The organism is Salinicola sp. JS01 (assembly GCF_030284585.1).
In the GTDB taxonomy this organism is placed as follows: Bacteria; Pseudomonadota; Gammaproteobacteria; order Pseudomonadales; family Halomonadaceae; genus Salinicola.
Map to the genome: position 1 here is coordinate 2,718,576 of NZ_CP127244.1, position 19,539 is coordinate 2,738,114.

A 19,539-nucleotide genomic window follows, 5' to 3' on the forward strand; every position below is an offset into this window, starting at 1 on the left:
GGTCCCGTTGCCATGAGCGCTGCCACCGATACCCCGCGTACCAATCTTCTGGGTCTCTCCCGCGAACAGATGGAAGCCTTCTTCGTCTCGCTGGGCGAGAAGAAGTTTCGCGCCGCCCAGGTCATGAAATGGATCCACCAGGAAGGCTGCGACGATTTCGAGTCGATGACCAATCTGTCGAAGCCGCTGCGTGCACGCCTGGCCGAACACGCCGAGATCCGCGGCCCGGGTGTGGTCTATGAAGGCACCTCCAGCGATGGCACCCGCAAATGGGTGCTCGAGGTCGAGGACGGCAGCTACGTCGAGACCGTGCTGATCCCCGCCGACAACGGCACGCGCCGCACCCTATGCGTCTCGTCCCAGGTGGGCTGCTCGCTCGACTGCAGCTTCTGTTCCACCGGCAAGCAGGGCTTCCAGCGCAACCTCACCAGCGCCGAGATCATTGGCCAGGTGTGGGTCGCCCAGCAGCGTGCCGGCGGGCGCATGAGCGCTGCCGACGGTCGTCGCGCGATCACCAACGTGGTGATGATGGGCATGGGCGAACCGCTGCTCAACTACGACAACGTAGTGCCGTCGATGAAGCTGATGCTCGACGACAACGCCTACGGTCTTTCCAAGCGCCGGGTCACGCTCTCCACCTCCGGCGTGGTACCGATGATCGACAAGCTCGGTGACGAACTCGACGTGAGCCTGGCGATCTCGCTGCACGCAGCCAACGACGAGCTGCGCAACGAGCTGGTACCGCTCAACCGCAAGTACAACATTCGCAAGCTGCTCGACGCCTGCAAGCGTTACCTCGACAAGTGCGGCGACACCCGCCACATCACCATCGAGTACACCTTGATCAAGGACGTCAACGACCAGCAGGCACACGCCGAACAGCTGGCCAAGCTGCTCGACGAGCTGCCGTGCAAGATCAACCTGATTCCGTTCAATCCGTTCCCGCACTCAGGCTACGAGACCCCGTCGCGCAATCAGGTCATGCGCTTCCAGCGCTGGCTCTACGACCTGGGCTATACCGCGCCGGTACGCTCGACCCGTGGTGACGACATCGACGCCGCCTGCGGCCAGCTGGTCGGTCGGGTCAAGGATCGGACCAAGCGCCACGAACGCTATATTCAGTCGATCCAGCTCGACGCCGACTGAATCGGTTCCGCTGCGCTCCCATCCGGTGCCGATCGCACCCTCGCCGCCTTGACTTCGATCCGGTGCGGCGCTTTGATGGGAGCCCCAAAACCGCTTTGTTTTCAGCCGTTCGGAACAAGGCCAGCACGCAACGCGTGTCCGAGCTGCGGGAGAGCCGTCAATGAGCCGCCAATTCTGTCCACCACCGGTACGCGCTGTCGCTATCGCCGTGGGCCTGGCGTGCCTGATCAACGGCTGCGCCACGCCGGTGGCCTCCAATGCGCCGCGCGCCGAGAGCAAGAGCGACGCGGCCGCCGCCTACACCCGTCTGGGCAAGGCGTACCTGGCCGAAGACAATCTGCCACGCGCCCAGCAGGCGCTGGAACACGCGCTCACTCTTGATGCGCGTGACGCCGAGGCGCTGGAAGGTCTGGCACTGCTCTATCAGCGCCAGCGTGAGTTCGACCTCGCCGCGCGTTTCTTCGAGCGCGCGCTGGCAGCGGCGCCCGATGCCACTCGTATCCGCAACAACTACGCCGCGCTGCTCTATCAGCGCGAGCGCTACGCGCAGGCGTGCCAGCAGCTGACGCTGGCCAGCCGCGACATCACCTATACCAAACGCGCCCAGCTGTTCGCGAATCTGGGCCAGTGTCAGGACATGACGGGCGATGCCCAGGCGGCGCAGGCGAGCTATCGTCGCGCGCTGGACATCGATCCGCGCAACGCGCGCAGCCTGCTCGCCCTGGCACGCATCGATCATACGCAGGGTAATAACGAACGCGCCTGGGAACGCTTGCAGCGTTACTTCACCGTGGCCGGCACCAGCCCCGAGAGCCTGCGCCTGGCGAGCGACATCGCCAGCGCCCAAGGCGATTCGGCGCGGGCGGCCTTCTACCGTCAACAGCTGGGCGGTTCCTGAGGCGCATGGACCCTAGAATTCAGAAGGATTTTCGCGCATGAGCGCCATCGACGAACAGCAGCAAGAGAGCGAGCGCAGCACCCACGCCGAGTCCGCCGGCGAGATGCTGCGGGCAGAACGTGAACGCCAGAGACTCAGCCTCGACGAGGTGGCGCTGCAGCTCAACCTGCGACCCAGCGTGGTCGAAGGGCTAGAGCAGGACAACTTCGAGCAGGTGCCCATTGCCGCCTATCGCCGCGGCTACGTGCGAGCCTACGCGCGCCTGCTGGGCATGAACGAGCGCCAGGTGGTGAGCGCCTACAACGCCGCCCACGGCCAGTCCGACATCGAGCGCAAACTCTCGCCGGTGAACACCACACGGCCACCGTCACGGGTCGGCGCCTGGATCTTCAGGCTGTTCACCCTGCTGGTGATCGTCGGGCTGATCGGGCTCACCCTGCTGTGGTGGCAGAGCCGCGAAGGCAACGATCTGTTCGGTGGTGGCAGCGACGACGCCCCGATCGCGGTCGACTCCCTCGACGGCACGAGTGACGCTGCGCCGGCCGCCGATGCCGGGTCCCAGCTCACGCCCAACAGCGATACCGCGCTGCCGCCGATGCCCACGGCCGCCGATACCCCGGCCGCTGCTGACACCGGCGCCGCGCCGACCAGCGACGGCACGCCGCCGGCAGCCGACGAGCGTGAGGCGCAGTCGGTCGCCGCCAGCGCCCAGACCGCTGGCGCGAGCACCGGCTCAGAGGCCCAGAGCACGGACACCCGAGGCACGGACACCCAGGGCGCTAGCGATCAAGACGCTGCGGGCCAGAGTGCAGAGACCGCCGCGGCGTCCAGTGACGAGAGCGCCCAGAGTACGCCCAGCGCCGACGTCAACACGCTCTCGCTGACCTTCAACGAGCAGTCTTGGACCGAGATCTACGACGCCACCGACAAGCGTATCTTCAGCGGTCTGCAGTCCGCCGGCAGTCAGGCGACTGCCAGCGGCAAACCGCCCTTCCGTCTGACCATCGGCAACGCCAGCGGTGTCTCGCTGCGCTACCGCGGCCAGACGGTCGACCTTGGCCAATACACCGGCGGCAACAACGTCGCCCGCTTCACGCTGGGAGACTGAGAAGCACCATGCACATGCACTCTCCGATCACCCGCCGCCTCTCGCGTCAGATCCATGTCGGCAACGTCGCCGTCGGCGGCGGCGCCCCCATCTCCGTGCAGAGCATGACCAACACCGACACCCTCGATGTCGATGCCACGGTCGCACAGATCGAGCGCCTGCAGGTGGCCGGCGCCGATATCGTGCGCGTCTCGGTACCGGACATGGACGCCGCCGAGGCGTTCGGCAAGATCAAGCGTCGGGTCAGCGTGCCGCTGGTCGCCGACATCCACTTCGATTACAAGATCGCCCTGCGCGTGGCCGAGCTGGGCGTCGACTGTCTGCGCATCAACCCCGGCAACATCGGCCGCGAGGAACGGGTGCGCGCGGTGGTCGATGCCGCCCGCCATCACGGCATCCCGATCCGTATCGGCGTCAACGCCGGCTCGCTGGAGAAAGACCTGCAGAAGAAGTACGGCGAACCGACGCCGGAAGCGCTGGTCGAATCCGCCATGCGCCATATCGATCACCTCGACCGGCTCGACTTCCCCGACTTCAAGGTCAGCGTCAAGGCCAGCGACGTGTTCATGGCGGTGGCCGCCTACCGCCAGTTGGCGACTCAGATCGAGCAGCCGCTGCACCTGGGTATCACCGAGGCGGGCGGGCTGCGCTCGGGCACGGTCAAGTCCTCGATCGGCCTGGGCATGCTGCTGATGGATGGCATCGGCGACACCATCCGGGTCTCGCTGGCCGCCGATCCGGTGGAGGAGATCAAGGTAGGCTACGACATGCTCAAGAGCCTGCGGCTGCGCTCCAAGGGCATCAACTTCATCGCCTGCCCCAGCTGCTCGCGCCAGAACTTCGACGTGATCGGCACCATGAATGCCCTCGAGGAGCGCCTCGATGACATCATGACCCCGCTCGACGTCTCGGTGATCGGCTGCGTGGTCAACGGCCCGGGCGAGGCCAAGGAGAGCGATATCGGGCTCACCGGCGGCAGCCCCGCCAACCTGGTCTACATCGACGGCAAGCCGGCGAGCAAGCTGCGCAACGACCATCTGGTCGACGATCTCGAAGCGCTGATCCGGGCCAAGGCCAAGGAGAAGGAAGCGCGCGACGAGGCCGTGATCGCCCGCGGGGCCTGAACCCTTTCTCTCGAAGAACCATCCAGCGCCGGCGGGCCGGGAGTCCGCGGCGCTTTGCTTTAGGCAGGAGTGTCAGTTGAGCAACAAGATACAAGCCATCCGCGGCATGAACGATCTACTGCCGGATCAGTCGCCCGCGTGGCAGTACCTGGAACGCCAGTTGCGCGCGCTGGTGGCGCGTTACGACTACCGCGAGATTCGTACCCCGATCGTCGAGCAGACCGGTCTGTTCGCGCGCTCGATCGGCGAAGCCACCGACGTGGTCGAGAAGGAGATGTACACCTTCGACGACCGCAACGGCGAGAGCCTGACCCTGCGCCCGGAGAACACCGCGGCGGTGGTGCGCGCGGCGATGGAGCACGGCCTTCTGCACAACCAGACCCAGCGGCTCTGGTACATGGGCCCGATGTTCCGCTACGAGCGGCCGCAGAAGGGGCGCTATCGCCAGTTCCACCAGATCGGTATCGAAGCCTACGGCATGACCGGGCCGGATATCGACGCCGAGATCATCCTGCTCTCGGCGCGTCTGTGGCGCCAGCTGGGCATGTCCGAGCACGTCACCCTCGAACTCAACTCGCTGGGCTCGCCCGAGGCCCGGGCGCGCTACCGCGAGGCCCTGGTGGCCTACTTCGAGGCCCATCGCGAGGTGCTCGACGAAGACTCGCAGCGGCGCCTGACCAGCAACCCGCTGCGCATTCTCGACTCCAAGAACCCGGACATGGCCGAGATGCTCGCCGGTGCCCCGCAGCTCTTCGATCATCTCGACGACGAGTCGCGCGAGCACTTCGAGCAGCTCAAGGCGACCCTGGACGCCGCCGGTATCGGCTACCGTCTCAATCCGCGCCTGGTGCGCGGGCTCGACTACTACTCGCGCACCGTGTTCGAGTGGACCACCACGGCGCTGGGCAGCCAGGGCACGGTGTGTGGCGGCGGCCGCTACGATGGATTGGTCGAGCAGCTCGGCGGCAAGGCCGTGCCGGCGGTGGGCTTCGCCATCGGGCTCGAACGCCTGATGCTGCTGCTGGAGACCCTTGACCTGATCCCCGACGAAGCCATGGGCGGTGTCGACGCCTACCTGCTGGCGATGGGCGACGGCGCCGAGCGCCAGGCGCTGCTGCTGGGCGAGCGCCTGCGCGACACTCTGCCGGGGCTGCGCCTTCAGGTACACTGCGGCGGCGGCAGCTTCAAGAGCCAGATCCGGCGCGCCGACCGCAGCGGCGCCCGGGTCGCGCTGATCCTGGGCGAGGACGAGATCGCCAACGGCCGTCTGACCCTCAAGCCGCTGCGCGATGACGGCGAGCAGCGGACCCTGGACCAGGACGCGGCCATCGCCTGGCTCGCCGAGCACATCGTCGGCGAGGCGTGATGCCAGGAAAAGCCCAGACGGCATCGATAGCGCGCCTGATTGAGCGGGCGCCGAGTCACACAGTGTAAGGAGACCGCCCGTGGCGGAGCTGAGAAGCGAAGAAGAACAGCTGGATGCGATCAAGGAGTGGTGGAAGTCCAACGGCACCGCGCTGCTGGTCGGCATCGTCGTCGCCGCAGCGCTGGTGCTGGGCTGGCACGCCTGGCAGCGCCATCAGGAGAACCAGTCCGCCGAGGCCTCGGTGACCTATCAGCAGCTCATCGCCATCGCCGCCAGCGATAGCATCGATGACAAGGCGCGCACCCAGGCCTTCGAGCTGGCCGACAAGCTCGAGAGCGATCACAGCGGCACGCTCTATGCCGATCTCGCTGGCCTGATCGAGGCCAAGCTGGCGGTGGGCGCCAACGACGACGCCCGCGCCCGGAAGGCGCTCGAACCGCTGATCGCCGACAGCGACCGCCCCTACATGCAGGGGCTGGCCAAGATCGAACTGGCGCGCCTGCAGATCGCCGCCAAGGATGCCGACAGCGCCTTGAAGACCCTCGACGGCAGCTTCCCCGAAGCGCTCGAGGCGCAGCGCCAGGCGGTACGCGGTGATGCCTTCGTCGCCCTCGACCGCAACGACGACGCCAGCCAGGCGTATCAGGAAGCGCAGAACCTGGCGCAGGCGTCGGACCAGACGCTCTACGGCCTTCAGCTCAAGCTCGACGACCTCGGTGCAAAGGACGCTACCCCATGAAACTGACCCGCCTACTGCTGCCCCTGGGGCTGACCGCGACCCTGCTGGCCGGCTGCGCCGGTAGCGTCGAACCCCAGTATCCGCCCAAGGAGCTCAAGGACTTCCCCGCCACCGTCGAACTCGACGAGCGCTGGAGCCAGGACATCGGCGAAGGTCTGGGCCGCGCCCAGTACCCGCTGACCCCGCTGGTCGATGGCGGCACGATCTACGCCGTCGACCAGACCGGCGATCTGCGCGCGATCGACACCGACAGCGGTGACACCCAGTGGGAGGTGGAGCTCGGCACGCCGATCTCCAGCGGGATCGGCGCCGACCCCGGCCGTCTCTATCTGGGCACCCGCAACGGCGAAGTGCTGGCGGTGGATCGCACCGACGGCAGCATCGCCTGGCGTTCGCGGGTCTCCAGCGAAGTGCTGGCACCGCCCCAGGTCAACAGTCAGCTGGTGATCGCGCAGAGCGTCGACGGCGCGGTGACCGCCCTCGACCGAGCCGATGGTCAGGAAAAGTGGGTCTACTCCAGCGCGATCCCTGCGCTGACTCTGCGCGGCACCGGCACGCCGCGAACCATCGAGCCGGTCACCTTCGCCGGCTTCGCCAACGGTCGCCTGGTCACCCTCGACAACCGTAGCGGCCAGCCGCTGTGGGACATGCGTGTCGCCGTGCCCCAGGGCCGTACCGAAGTCGACCAGCTGGTGGACCTAGACGGCCAGCCGGTGCTGACCCGCGACGGGCGCCTGTTCGTGACCAGCTACAACGGCCGTCTGGTGGCCCTCGAAGCGACCTCCGGCAAGGTGCTGTGGGAGCGCAAGGAGTCGAGCTACCTGACCCCGCTGGTGGTGGGCAACTACCTGTTCACGGTCAATGCCGCCAGCCACGTGCTCGCCATCGAAGCCGACTCCGGCCGCGTGATGTGGGACGCCGACACCCTCGAAGGACGCTGGCTGACCTCGCCCGCCTTCGTCGACGGCAATATCGCCGTGGGCGACTACGAGGGCTACGTGCACCTGCTCGATGCCACCACCGGCGAGATGAGCGGGCGCGTCCATGTCAGCGGCAGCGGCATCACCCTGCCGCTGCTGACCGGCGACAAGCGTCTCTACGTCTACGCCAACGACGGCCGTCTGGTCGCCTACGACCTCAAGACCGTCAAGCCCTGAGACGCGTCCTCTGCGTCTTGACGACGGCCCCGCCTAGGCGGGGCCGTCGTCGTCTGGGGCCTGGCGAGACCCGGCACACGCCGCAGAAGGATCGTGGTCTGTGCCCGGCGGCGGTGTATGCTAGAATCGCGCCAGAACGCGAGGCCGGTACGCTTTCATCCTCGCCCATACCCTGACGTCGTCGGCGCTCTTCCCGCGTCGGCGCCATACTCCCGCTGCTCGTTTGCGAATCGCCATGACCCCCGTTATCGCCCTGGTTGGCCGCCCCAATGTCGGCAAGTCGACGCTGTTCAATCGCCTGACGCGCTCGCGCGACGCCCTGGTGGCCGATTTCCCCGGCCTCACCCGCGACCGCAAGTACGGTAACGGCCAGCTCGGCGACAAGGCCTACACCGTCATCGATACCGGTGGTATCAGTGGCGATGAGCAAGGCATCGACGCCGCCATGGCGGAGCAGTCGCTCACCGCCATCGACGAAGCCGATATCGTGCTGTTCCTGGTCGACGCCCGCGCCGGGCTGATGCCGGCGGATCAGGCCATCGCCAATCACCTGCGGGTGAACCAGAAGAAGACCTGGCTGGTGGTCAACAAGACCGACGGCCTCGACGAACAGATCGGCATGGCCGACTTCTGGGGTCTGGGCCTCGGCGACCCGCGGCCGATCGCCGCCTCCCACGGGCGCAATGTCACCACGCTGATCGACGAAGTGCTCGAGCCCTTCCCCGCCCGCGATCCGCTGGCCGGCCCGCAGGGTGGCCATCCCGGAGTGCACATCGGCGTGATCGGCCGCCCCAACGTGGGCAAGTCGACCCTGGTCAACCGCATGCTGGGCGAAGACCGCGTGGTGGTGTTCGACGAGGCCGGCACCACCCGCGATGCCATCGAGATCCCCTTCGAGCGCCGCGGCAAGCCCTACGTGCTGGTCGATACCGCGGGTATCCGGCGACGCAAGAACGTCACCCTCACCGCCGAGAAGTTCTCGATCGTCAAGACCCTCGAGGCGATCAAGGAGTGCCATGTCGCGATCATGGTGCTCGACGCCCGCAGCGGCCTGGTCGAGCAGGATTTGCATCTGCTCGACTACGTGTTGTCGAGCGGCCGCGCGCTGGTGCTGGCGGTGAACAAGTGGGATGGTCTGGAGCAGGAAGCGCGCGAGAAGATGCGTGCGGACATCAAGCGCCGCCTCGGCTTCGCCGACTACGCCGATCTGCACTTCATCTCGGCGCTGCACGGCACCGGCGTGGGCGATCTCTACAAGTCGGTCGACAAGGCCTTCGCCAGCGCCAACAGCCACTGGTCGACCAACCGCCTGACCACCCTGCTGCAGGACGCGGTCAGCGAGCACCAGCCGCCGCTGATCAATGGTCGTCGGATCAAGCTGCGCATGGCCCACCAGGGTGGCAGCAACCCGCCGATCATCGTCGTCCATGGCAACCAGACGTCGGCGCTGCCGGAAGCCTACAAGCGCTATCTCACCAATACCTTCCGCAAGGTGCTCAAGGTGCGGGGTACGCCGATCCGCTTTGAGTTCCGCTCCGGCGACAACCCCTACGACAAGCACGCTGACGCCAACGATCGCGAGAAGGCGCGCGCGCGTCAGCTGAGCCGGACCAAGGAAGCGCGCAAGAACCGCCGCTGAAGTACCCTGGAGGCAGGGCACCCAACGGCGGCGTGATCAGGTCTTTGGTGTGGCGTCCCGCGCCACCCGCACCTGATTGCGCCCGCCCTGCTTGGCGTCGTACATGGCGCGATCGGCGGCCTCCAGCAGCGCGCCGGCGTCGGTCCAGTCAAGGGTGCTGGCCACGCCGGCGCTGAAGGTGGCATGAAACACCGCCTGCCCCGCCACACACTCGAGCTGAGCGAAACTCTCGCGGATACGTTCGATCGCTTCGCGCGCGTTATCCAGCGAGCACGCCGGCAGCACCGCCACGAACTCCTCCCCCCATAGCGGCCGATATGGTCGACCCGACGCAGGCGCTGGCGCAGCAGGTTGGCGAGCAGGCGGATCACGTAGTCGCCGGTGCCGTGACCATAGGTGTCGTTGATCGTCTTGAAGCGGTCGATATCGATCATCACCACGCACGCCTCGGCGCCGCTGCGCTGGGTGCGTGACTGCTCGATCTCGATCAGCTCCTTGATCGCCGGGTGCTTGATCAGCCCGGTCAGGCCGTCACGGGCCAGCGCCTGGCTCAGCTGGCGCGAGCGCTGGGCGCGTGCGGTCACCGCCGCGGTCAGCGCCACGTCGGAGATCGGCTTGACCAGGAAGTCATCACCCGCCTGGGCCAGTGCCTGGGCCTGGCGCTGGGCATCGGACTCGGCCGAGAGATAGATCAGGGGAATGCGCAGCCAGTCGTCGTCGAAGCGGATCAGACGCGCCAGTTCCGGGCCCGAACAGCCCGGCATGTTGATGTCGATCAGCACCAGGTCGGGGACGAATTCACGCAGGCCACGCAGCACGTCACGCGGGTGTTCGATCACCCGCGACTCGATGCCGGCGATCTTCAGCGTCAGGCGGAAGTGCTCGGCCAGCTCGGTGTCGTCGTCGACGATCAGCACCCGATAGGGGTCCTGCTGCGGCATGTTGATCAGGTGGCGCAGGCGCCGCTCCAGCGTGGGCACATCCACCGGATGGGTGAAGAAACCGTCGGCGCCGTCGCGCACCGCCTGCAGCCGGGCGTCGAAGCCGCCATCGGCGCTGAGCAGGATACGCCGGGTACCGGGCACCACCGCGGTGCATGCCTGCCAGCTCGCTGCGCTCAGCGAGGCGGTATCGATCACCGCCACGTCGGGCTGCCACTCACGCCATTCATTCGGCGCCGCCAAGCGTCGGCAGGCGTAGCCGAAGCCGCTCAGCGCCTGCTCCAGCGCTTCACTGGCATCCAGGCTCATCACCCCCACCCGCACCGGGCGCTCTTCCGCTGACTCGGCGTCGCCGGTGCGCGACTCGGCCAGCGCCGGCGTCTGGGCATCGGCCAATAGTCGATAGCTGTCGCAGAGACGGTCGCTGAGCGCGCTGAGCATGGGCGCGGTCGGCGCCACTGCCGTCTCCAGCACGGTCTGCACCCACAGCTCCATCTCGCGCGCTTCCTGGCCCAGCGCCGGGTGGCCGAAGGTGCCGGCGGAACCGGCGATGCGGTGGAGCCCCAGACGCAGCGTCTCCAGCGCCTGGGGTTCGATCGCGCGCTGACGCGCGGCGAGTTCGCGCGCCTGGGCCATCAGCGTCTGCAGGTCGTTGCCCAGGCGCTCGGCGTACTGCACACGCAGTGCTGCCAGGCGCGCCTGAACGTCCTCACCGCTCATCCATGCGCTCCCATATCTCGCGCAGTTGGCTCGCCAGCGTCATCGGATCGAACGGCTTGATCACCACGTCCAGCCCGCCGATGCTGCGGTAGTGCTCGATCTCGTTGGCCTGCACCTTGGCGGTCATGAAGATCACCGGGATCTCCCGCGTGGCGTCCTGCTCACGCAGCCGCGCCAGGGTGGTGGGCCCATCGATGCCGGGCATCATCACGTCCAGCAGAATCAGATCCGGCTGCCATTCGGCGGCCTTGCCCAGCGCCGCCTGGCCATTGTCACAGCTGGCGACCTCCATGCCGCCGACCACCTCCAGCGCAATCCGCGCCACCTCCTGAATCGACGGGTCGTCCTCGACGTGAAGAACCCGATGTAACGCTTGCATGTCAGCTGTCTCCTTGTGTGTCTTTATCATCATCTCGGCGGCGGCCCTGCAGCTGACGGTCGAAGGCTTCGCGCAGCTCCTCTGCGGAGAGCCCAGGACGCGCGATCGCGGTATCGACCCGGCCGAGCAGGTTCGGCGCCAAGGCCTGCTCGGAAAGAATGATCACCGCCGGGTGGCGCGGCAGCTGGCTGAGCAGCGGAATGATCTCCCAGCCCGGGCCCTGGGGGGCGGTCAGGTCGAGCGAAATCAGGCCGTAGTCATTGCTGTCGAGCAGATAACGCGCCTCGGCCACCGAGCGCGCCACGTCCAGCGTCATGCTCGCCGCGACCTGACCGGCCACGCGGCGGGTCAGCTCGGCATCGCTCTCCACATGCATGATGCGCTCGCGCTGCGGACGCCCCTTCAGCGAGCCCTTGAGCGCATGCGCCAGACGCCGTTCGTCGAAGGGTTTAGCCAGCCAGTCGACGGCGTTGAGCTGGCCACCGATCTCCAACTGCCCTTCGCCGGCGATCGCCGACACCACCAGCACCGGCAGATCGCGCGTCTCGGGCTGCTCGCGTAGCTGGCGCAACAGGGTCAGGCCACTGCCATCGGGCAGCATCAGATCGAGGGTGATGGCATCGAAGCTGCGCCGCTCGATCCAGCCTAGCGCCTCCTCCAGGGTGTGCGCGACCTCGGCCTGATAGCCCCAGCGCCGGATCAGGATCGCCAGCAGCAACGCGGTATCCGGATCGTCCTCGACGATCAGCAGGCGCACGCCGGGGGCGACACCTGCCTCCTCCGTCTGCCCCGCCAGGCGCTCGGTCAACGCCGCACGCTCGGCGGCATCCGGGCGCACCAGGCGCGGCAGCTCGAAGAAGAAGCAGGCCCCCTGGCCCTCCTCGGAGAAGAAGCTGATCGAGCCGCGCATGCGCTCGACCAGCTCGCGAGTGATCGCCAGGCCCAGCCCGGTACCGCCCTGCTTGCGCGTGCTCGAACCGTCGGCCTGGGAGAACTTCTGGAAAATACGCTCGTGGAACGCCTCGGGGATGCCCGGGCCGTGGTCGATCACACTGACCCGCACACGTTCACCGATCGCCTCCACGCGCACTTCGACCTGCATGTCGGGGGGCGAGAACTTGGCGGCGTTGGAGAGCAGGTTGCTCAGCACCTGCTGCAGCCGCATGGCATCGATGTTGACCTCGACCTCGTCCAGACGCTCGGTGACCACATAGTGCACCTTGAACTGATCGGCGTAGGCCTGATTGGCCTCGATCGCCTGATCGATCAACGGCATAAGCGGTTGCTCCTGCATCTGGAACGTCATCTTGCCGGCGACCAGCTTCTCCATGTCGAGCAGGTCGTTGATCAGCATGATCAGGCGCTGGGCGTTGCTGTGGGCCACGCTCAGCATCGCGCGCATGCTCTCCGGCGGCGTGCCCAGCGCCCCACCCTGGATCAGCCCCAGCGAGCCGGAGATCGAGGTCAAGGGCGTGCGCAGCTCGTGGCTGACGGTGGAGATGAACTCGGTCTTCAGGCGTTCGCTGCGCTTGCGCTCGGTGACATCGTGGACGAAGCCGTGCCATAGCGTGGCGCCATCCGGCTCGCGCTCGGGAATCGACTGCCCCGCCAGCCACAGCACGTGCCCATCGGGATGCTGTATGCGGTATTCGCAGTGCCAGGGCGTCAGGTTCTCGCGCGATTCACGAATCGACTCGATCACCTTGCCGCGATCCTCTTCCACGATCGCCTCGATCACCATCGAGGCATCCTGCGCCGCCTGCTCCGGGCTGATGCCGTAGAAGGTACGAATCGCCTCGCTGGCATACGGGAAGGTACCGTTGCCTGCGTTATCGACACGGTACTGATAGATCATGCCCGGTGTCTGGGAAGCGATCTTGGCCAGGCGCCCGGCCATTTCGTCGCGCGCTTCGACCTCCTGCCAGCGCATCAGAGTCGCCCCGACCCAGCGCGCCAGCAGGCGCACGAACTCGCGGTCGGCCTCGTCGAACGGCCGACCGCGGATTTGCTCGCTGCTGAAAGCGAGCGCGCCGAAGCGCTGGCCGTGGACCCAGATCGGCGCACCGATATAACTCTTGAGACCGAACAGCACGCGGCAGCGGTGGTCGTTCCAACCCTCGGCGTCGGCATCGGTGAACGCCACCACGTCGCTGCGCGCCACCACTGCGCTGCAGAACGTATCGCTGGTCTTGAGCGTCTGTCCGCGCGCGAAGCGGTCGTCCGGCGAATAGGCGGCCTGGATGATGTATTCCTCACCATCGATCCGATTGGCGATCGCGTAGGGCATGTCGAGATGCGCCGCCCCCGCCTGGAGTGCGCGCTCCACCAGCAGCGGGAACGACGTCTCCTGCAGCGCAGCGATATCGTTGAGCGTCTGCAGCGCCTCCTTCTGCGCCTCGAGGCTCTGGTTGAGCCCGACCAGCGAGCGCTTCTGCTGCTCCAGGCGCTGCTGGTGGGCGAGCATGGTCTCACGCGTGACCCGACGCGTGCCCCACAGCAACAGTAGCAGACACGCCTCGGCGATCAGCCAGGCCAGCCCCCAGCGCAGCCAGGTGGCCATGATCAGTTCGTCGCGCTGCTTAAGCTGCAGTGAGATATCCTTCCAGATCGCCACTGCGGTGACCGGGCGCTGCATGACGTCGCCGGCCTGACTCAACGGCACCAGCGTGAGCAGATAGCCGTGGCCGTCGTCGCCCTCGACCACGCGCCAGGCGCTCTGCGTCGCAACGCGAGGCGCCTGCTGCTGGTCCAGCCACTGCGCGATCGGCCCAGCGGAACTCTCGCTTACGCGCCAGCGTGGCGTGGCATCGTCGCCACCGGCGCGAAGGAGAATGGCGACCCCGCTTTCCAACTGGTGCGACAAGGCTTCGACGTTGGGCACGACGCCGAACTCCACCTCGAGCAGACCGACCAGCGGCCCGTCACGCCCTTCGTCAGGATGCAGCACGGGAGCTACCCCACCTGTGGTGGCGCGCTGGCCGTCGAACTCGATGCCGAAGACCACCGTGCGCAAGTGCTGCGCCCGGCTTAGTAGATAGTCGCTGTCACCCGTATGCTGCTCGTGCGTGTCGGGTGGATCCATGCTCACCAGCGGGTCGATGTCGTTGGCATCGGGGAGGAACAGATTGAGCTCCAGCGCCCCGCTCTCGCGCAGCGCCTCCCAGTAGGGCTGAAGATTGGCCCGCAGGCGATCGCGCAACATCGCATTGCGCGCCGGCGAGGTCGGCATCTCGCGCGCGGCCTGCAGCAGCAGGTTGCGGATCACCGGATCGGCGGCCAGAGTATTGGCGAGCACTTGCACGCGGCGCTCGAGCCCGGCGCGGGCGGCACTCACGGTGATGCCCTGCTCCTTCGACTGGAACGCCAGATCGCGCCGGAACGCCTCACGGTCGTTATGCAGTGCCTGGACCAGCATCCAGCCGAAGAACAGCGCCAGCAGTAGGCTACCCAGGAAAATGAGCAGCAGGGGCAGACGTAGGACTTTCACGCGAATCCTCTCGAGCAGCAAAGGTATGAGCGCGAACCTCATACCTTTTGACCAGAGGAGCGCTCCTCGAGAAGGATATCGTATTCTATTGATATTGCATGGGCCGAATAGCCTGCGTTCCTACCCACTGACAGGCGAATTGCCACGCCGCACGTCCGCTGCGCACCCCGCGCAGGGTGGCGTAGCGCTTAGCCTCCGCTTGCGCCGCCTCGCCCCAACTCTCGGCGCCACCGAGATACTCGACCCAGTGGCGGCATGCCTCGAGATAGGCCTGCTGGTCGAAGGGGTGAAACGCCAGCCATAGCCCGAAGCGGTCGGAGAGCGAGATTTTCTCTTCCACCGCATCACCGTGATGCAGCTCGCCGTCGACCAGTTGGGTCTGCTGATTGTCGGCCATCGACTCCGGCAGCAGATGACGACGGTTGGAAGTGGCGTAGAGCAGCACATTCTCCGGCGGCCCGGTCAGGGTGCCGTCGAGCACGCTCTTGAGCGCCTTGTAGGCGTCATCGTTGCCCTCGAAGGAGAGATCGTCGCAGTAGACCACGAAGCGGTGCTGGTGATCGCGCAGGCGCTGGACCAGCACCGGCAGCGCGACCAGATCGTGGCGGTCGACCTGGATCAGGCGCAGCCCCTCTCCGGCCAGGCTGTTGAGCAGCGCACGCACCATCGACGACTTGCCGCTGCCGCGTGCGCCCCACAGCAGCGCGTGGTTGGCCGGGCGCCCCTGCAGGAAGGCGCGGGTGTTGTCGACCAGCGCCAGCTTCTGGCGTTCCACGCCGATCAGGTCGTCGAGCCCCACCGCATCCCGCGGTGCCACCGGTACCAGCTGGCCGCCCAGCGGATGCGACTGCCACAGCGCGGCCACGTCGCGGGTCCAGTCCACCGCCGGGGGCTGCTCGGGTAGCCACGCCTCGACACGTTCCAGCAGTCGGCTCAGCCGTTGGGCCAGCTCTCCATCCATCTCTCGGGTCTCCTCGGGTCGATATCTCACGTCCGGCGCTGGCGGGGGATTGCCAATCGCCACGATGAGCGTATCTTGTGCCGCGCGCGCCGCCGGGTCCAGTCGAGTCCGGGCTCGTTTTCCCCTGACTCCCTCCGAGGAGAGACGATGACGTCTCGTGCCCGCCTTGCCTGCGCTCTGCTGCTGGTCTCCCTGCTCGGCGGTTGCCTCGCCCTGCCCCAACTCGGCGTCCTGCTCGGGCGTATCGCGCTCTCCTCGCTCGGCGTCGATAACGTACGTATCGGCAACTACCACTTCGCCCCCGGCCTCGCGGGCATCGACGAGCAAACCCTATTGAACTCGGGGCTGGCCCTGGCCGGGCTGCCGGTGAATATCGATCTGCCGCTGGCGCTCTCGCTGCCCGCCAACGCGCCGTCGCTCGAACTCCAGGGCTTTGCCTGGGAACTCCAGGTGCCCGGGGCCGAGCCGGTCGCTGGCGAGTTCGATCAGCCGGTACCGCTGCACGCGGGTGAGACCACCACGGTGACGCTGCCGGCGGCGCTGGAACCGCACGGCATCGACGCCCTGGCCAGCCACGAGCAGAAGGTCGCCTCACTGCTCGATCTGGCACGCCGCCTCAGCGCCAGCGGCGAGCTGCCGCCGGGCAGCCACCTCAGCCTGACCCCGGCACTGCCGCCGGCGCTGGCACGGATGGTCTCGGCCCCGACCCTGGCCTTCGATGTCGGCGAGGCCTCCCGCGCTGACGATACCCCTTCGGCCGAGTAGTGCCGGCGGCCCCGATGCGCATCGGTTGACCGCTCGGGCAGGCCGGGTATCTTGGACGGGCTGACGCGCCGCGACGGGCCGGATCGGGCACCGCCCTGCCGGCTCGCCCTCGACGTCAGCCAAGACAGCAACGATAACGCCAGACTCGTATTCGGAGACCCGCATGTCACTCACCCTCTCGCGCCGCGCCCTGGGCGCTCTCGGCGTCGCGGCGCTACTCAGCGCCTGTAGCACCTCACCTCTGGGGCGCAACCAGCTCGCCTTCTACTCCGATGACGAGCTGGCCCAGATGGGCAAGCAGAGTTTCAGCCAGTACGAGCAGCAACTGCCCACGGTGGGCGGCGCCCAGGCGAGCTACGTGCAGTGCGTGGCCGACGCCATCACCGCCCAGGTGCCGGCCAGCGCCGGTATCGACAAGTGGCAGGTGAAGCTGTTCAAGGATGACACCGCCAACGCCTTCGCCCTGCCCGGCGGCTATATCGGTGTCAACACTGGGCTGCTCAAGGTCGCCACCAACCAGGACCAGCTCGCCGCAGTGATCGGCCACGAAGTCGGCCACGTGCTGGCGCACCATGCCAACGAGCGGGTCTCCACCCAAGCCGCCACCCAGACCGGACTCTCGGTGCTGCAGAGCGCCGCAGGGCTGCAGGGCGCGGGCGGCGAACAGGTGATGGGGCTGCTGGGCGCCGGGGCGCAGTACGGCGTGATCCTGCCGTTCTCGCGCAAGCAGGAGTCGGAAGCCGATCTGGTGGGTCTGGATCTGATGGCGGACGCCGGGTTCGACCCCCGCGCCAGCCTCGATCTGTGGCAGAACATGGCCGCCAACAGCCAGGGCGAGCCGCCGGCGTGGATGTCGACCCACCCCAGCAACGACCAGCGCATGAGCGGGCTGAAGAACCGCCTCGACGAAGCGGTGCCGCGCTACGAACAGGCCAAGGCGGCGGGGCGGCGGCCCAACTGCAAGGCGTGAGCCGAGGACATCCTGGCCCGCAACGACGACGGCCGCCGCCGGAACCCTCCGGCGGCGGCCGTCTGCCATATGTGCCTTACGACGGGTTTTTGCGGCTGGTCTTTAGCCCGCGCTCTACATTCGGCGAGTGCACCAAGGGCTGCGATCGCAAACGGTTGACCGAGCGCGACGAGCAACGCGCGGTCTTAGGGAAAGCTGAATAAATCGCCGAACGAGATGAAGGGCCAGGCGCCCGGAACGCAGAAAGCGAGACATAACTTGGGGTTAGGCGAGCTTTCGAGTACCGCGTAACGCAGCCATTCGCGCGTGCAGGCATTTATGCAGTGTTTCCCTCAAAGCTCGGCGCGCAGACTCTCGAGTAGCGCCGCCGTCTCCGGGCGTACCTGACGCCACAGCCAGAACGACTCCGCCGCCTGCTCGATCAGCATGCCCAGGCCATCCACCGTGCGCGCACCGTGCGCTGCGGCCCAGCGCAGGAAGACCGTCGGCTCGGCGCCGTACATCATGTCGTAGGCCAGCGCCTCGGGGGCGAAGAGTGTCTCCGGAAGCGGCGGAAGCTCACCGGCGAGGCTCGCGCTGGTGGCGTTGATCACCAGGTCGAAGCCCCCTTCCAGCGCCTCGAAGCCGCAGCCCACGACCTGCCCGCTGCCGGCGAACAGCGCCGCCAGCGCCTGCGCCTTGGCCGGGGTGCGGTTGGCCACGCGCAGGCTCTCCACGCCGGCCTCGAGCAGCGGCTGAATCACCCCGCGAGAGGCGCCACCCGCCCCCAGTAGCAGCACCCGCGCGCCCGCCAGCGGGGCGGCGTGCGTCTGCAGGTCGCGCACCAGCCCCACGCCATCGGTGGTATCACCGTGGACCCGGCCGTCAGCGTCCAGCCACAGGGTGTTCACCGCACCGGCGAGGTGCGCACGCGGGGTATGCACCTCGGCCAGGGCAAAGGCCTCCTGCTTGAACGGTACGGTCACGTTGGCCCCGCGCCCACCGTCGGCGACGAAGGCACGCCAGGCGCCGGCGAAATCGTCGCTGGGTGCTTCGATCGCCTCATACACCAGCGCTTCGCCGGTCTGCGCGGCGAAGGCGGTATGGATGCGCGGCGATTTCGAGTGGCCGATAGGGTTGCCGAAGACAGCGTAACGATCGCTCATGCGGGTTGCGGCTCCTGGGTGGCGTTCAGCCAGTCGTGCGGTTTGAGATAGGCGAGCAGGCGCGCTTCCGGAGTGCCCGGCTCCGGGGTCCACTGGTACTGCCAGCGCGCGAGCGGCGGCATCGACATCAGGATCGATTCGGTACGCCCACCGCTCTGCAGCCCGAACAGGGTACCCCGGTCCCAGACCAGATTGAACTCGACGTAGCGCCCGCGGCGGAACGCCTGATAGTCGCGTTCACGCTCGCCGAACGGAGTCTCGCGGCGGCGCTCGGCGATCGGCAGATAGGCGTCGAGAAAGCTGTCGCCGACCGCGCGCTGGAAGGCGAAGCACTGCTCGAACGGCCACTCGTTGAGATCGTCGAAGAAGAGCCCACCGACGCCGCGTGTCTCGTTGCGGTGCTTGAGGAAGAAGTAGTCGTCGCACCACGCCTTGAAGCGCGGATAGACCGACTCGCCGAATGGCTCGCAGGCGCGCTGCGCTACCTGGTGCCAGTGCTGGGCATCTTCGAGGTAAGGGTAGTAGGGGGTCAGGTCGAAGCCGCCGCCGAACCACCACACGGGCGCCTCGCCGGGCTTGTCAGCGATGAAGAAACGCACGTTGCCGTGGGCGGTGGGGATGTGCGGGTTGCGCGGATGCAGCACCCAGGAGACCCCCACCGCATGGAAGCTGCGCCCGGCCAGCTCGGGGCGAGCGGCGGTGGCCGAAGCGGGCAGCTCGGCGCCGTACACATGGGAGAAGTTGACCCCACCCTTCTCGAACAGCGCGCCCTCCTCGATCACCCGGCTGCGCCCCCGCCGCCTTCGGCGCGCTCCCAGCTGTCCTCGGCAAAGCTCTTGGCGCCATCCAGTGCCGCGAGCGAGTCGCACAGGGAGTCCTGCAGCGAGAGCAGATAGGTCTTGACGCTGTCGAGGTGCGAATGTGCCATGGTCGATGTCCTTCTACGCGGTACGGGAAATGGGGCGCCGGCTGACAAGAGTCGCATGCTGGCTGT

Annotated in this window: 14 protein-coding genes and 2 pseudogenes; 10 read left to right on the forward strand and 6 right to left on the reverse strand. The window is 67.3% G+C overall.

Annotated features, from left to right (window positions below; translation table 11 throughout):
- Positions 1-12 precede the first annotated feature (12 nt).
- The 8 genes from rlmN (at position 13) to der (ending at position 9,177) form a co-directional block, all read left to right on the forward strand.
- Entirely contained in the window at positions 13-1,146 is a 1,134-nt protein-coding gene (gene rlmN, locus QO259_RS12455) for a dual-specificity RNA methyltransferase RlmN (protein ID WP_035469849.1), read from the forward strand.
- 160 nt (positions 1,147-1,306) lie between these two features.
- The gene (gene pilW, locus QO259_RS12460; protein WP_285950199.1) at positions 1,307-2,044 is read left to right on the forward strand and encodes a type IV pilus biogenesis/stability protein PilW; all 738 of its coding nucleotides are present in this window, start codon (positions 1,307-1,309) and stop codon (positions 2,042-2,044) included.
- Positions 2,045-2,081: 37 nt separating this feature from the next.
- Positions 2,082-3,152, forward strand: coding sequence for a RodZ domain-containing protein (locus QO259_RS12465; protein ID WP_285950200.1), 1,071 nt, complete (start codon positions 2,082-2,084; stop codon positions 3,150-3,152).
- An 8-nt stretch (positions 3,153-3,160) separates the two neighbouring features.
- Entirely contained in the window at positions 3,161-4,276 is a 1,116-nt protein-coding gene (gene ispG / locus QO259_RS12470; RefSeq protein ID WP_106419729.1) for a flavodoxin-dependent (E)-4-hydroxy-3-methylbut-2-enyl-diphosphate synthase, read from the forward strand.
- 76 nt (positions 4,277-4,352) lie between these two features.
- The gene (hisS, locus tag QO259_RS12475) at positions 4,353-5,642 is read left to right on the forward strand and encodes a histidine--tRNA ligase (RefSeq protein ID WP_285950201.1); all 1,290 of its coding nucleotides are present in this window, start codon (positions 4,353-4,355) and stop codon (positions 5,640-5,642) included.
- Between the two features lie 79 nt (positions 5,643-5,721).
- Entirely contained in the window at positions 5,722-6,381 is a 660-nt protein-coding gene (locus QO259_RS12480; protein WP_285950202.1) for a YfgM family protein, read from the forward strand.
- Complete coding sequence (gene bamB / locus QO259_RS12485) at positions 6,378-7,538, forward strand: outer membrane protein assembly factor BamB (protein ID WP_207032054.1); 1,161 nt, start codon at positions 6,378-6,380, stop codon at positions 7,536-7,538. The genes QO259_RS12480 and bamB overlap by 4 nt, the downstream gene beginning before the upstream one ends.
- A 235-nt stretch (positions 7,539-7,773) precedes the next feature.
- Entirely contained in the window at positions 7,774-9,177 is a 1,404-nt protein-coding gene (gene der / locus QO259_RS12490; RefSeq protein WP_035469833.1) for a ribosome biogenesis GTPase Der, read from the forward strand.
- A 36-nt stretch (positions 9,178-9,213) separates the two neighbouring features.
- Here the strand turns inward: der and QO259_RS12495 are convergent.
- From QO259_RS12495 to QO259_RS12510, 4 genes and pseudogenes are all read right to left on the reverse strand, one after another.
- A pseudogene (locus QO259_RS12495) lies at positions 9,214-10,838 on the reverse strand (diguanylate cyclase).
- Positions 10,828-11,217 carry a response regulator gene (locus QO259_RS12500; protein ID WP_285950204.1) on the reverse strand — a complete coding sequence of 130 codons (390 nt, stop codon included), beginning with the start codon at positions 11,215-11,217 and terminating at the stop codon, positions 10,828-10,830. Before QO259_RS12500 ends, QO259_RS12495 begins: the two are co-directional and overlap by 11 nt.
- 1 nt (position 11,218) lies before the next feature.
- Positions 11,219-14,704, reverse strand: a complete 3,486-nt coding sequence (locus tag QO259_RS12505) for an ATP-binding protein (protein ID WP_285950205.1) — start codon at positions 14,702-14,704, stop codon at positions 11,219-11,221.
- A gap of 85 nt (positions 14,705-14,789) precedes the next feature.
- Positions 14,790-15,665, reverse strand: a complete 876-nt coding sequence (locus QO259_RS12510) for an ATP-binding protein (RefSeq protein ID WP_285950206.1) — start codon at positions 15,663-15,665, stop codon at positions 14,790-14,792.
- Between the two features lie 147 nt (positions 15,666-15,812).
- Between QO259_RS12510 and QO259_RS12515 the strand changes: the two genes are divergently transcribed.
- Both QO259_RS12515 and QO259_RS12520 read left to right on the forward strand, forming a co-directional pair.
- The gene (locus tag QO259_RS12515; protein ID WP_285950207.1) at positions 15,813-16,430 is read left to right on the forward strand and encodes a hypothetical protein; all 618 of its coding nucleotides are present in this window, start codon (positions 15,813-15,815) and stop codon (positions 16,428-16,430) included.
- A gap of 163 nt (positions 16,431-16,593) precedes the next feature.
- Positions 16,594-17,400 (forward strand): M48 family metallopeptidase, encoded by an 807-nt coding sequence (locus QO259_RS12520; protein ID WP_285950208.1) that lies wholly within the window; start codon positions 16,594-16,596, stop codon positions 17,398-17,400.
- 332 nt (positions 17,401-17,732) lie between these two features.
- On the opposite strand, the gene aroE is transcribed toward QO259_RS12520, so the two are convergent.
- The gene (gene aroE / locus QO259_RS12525; protein WP_285950209.1) at positions 17,733-18,545 is read right to left on the reverse strand and encodes a shikimate dehydrogenase; all 813 of its coding nucleotides are present in this window, start codon (positions 18,543-18,545) and stop codon (positions 17,733-17,735) included.
- Positions 18,542-19,473: pseudogene (hemF, locus tag QO259_RS12530) on the reverse strand (oxygen-dependent coproporphyrinogen oxidase). The gene aroE and the pseudogene hemF overlap by 4 nt, the downstream one beginning before the upstream one ends.
- Positions 19,474-19,539: the final 66 nt, after the last annotated feature.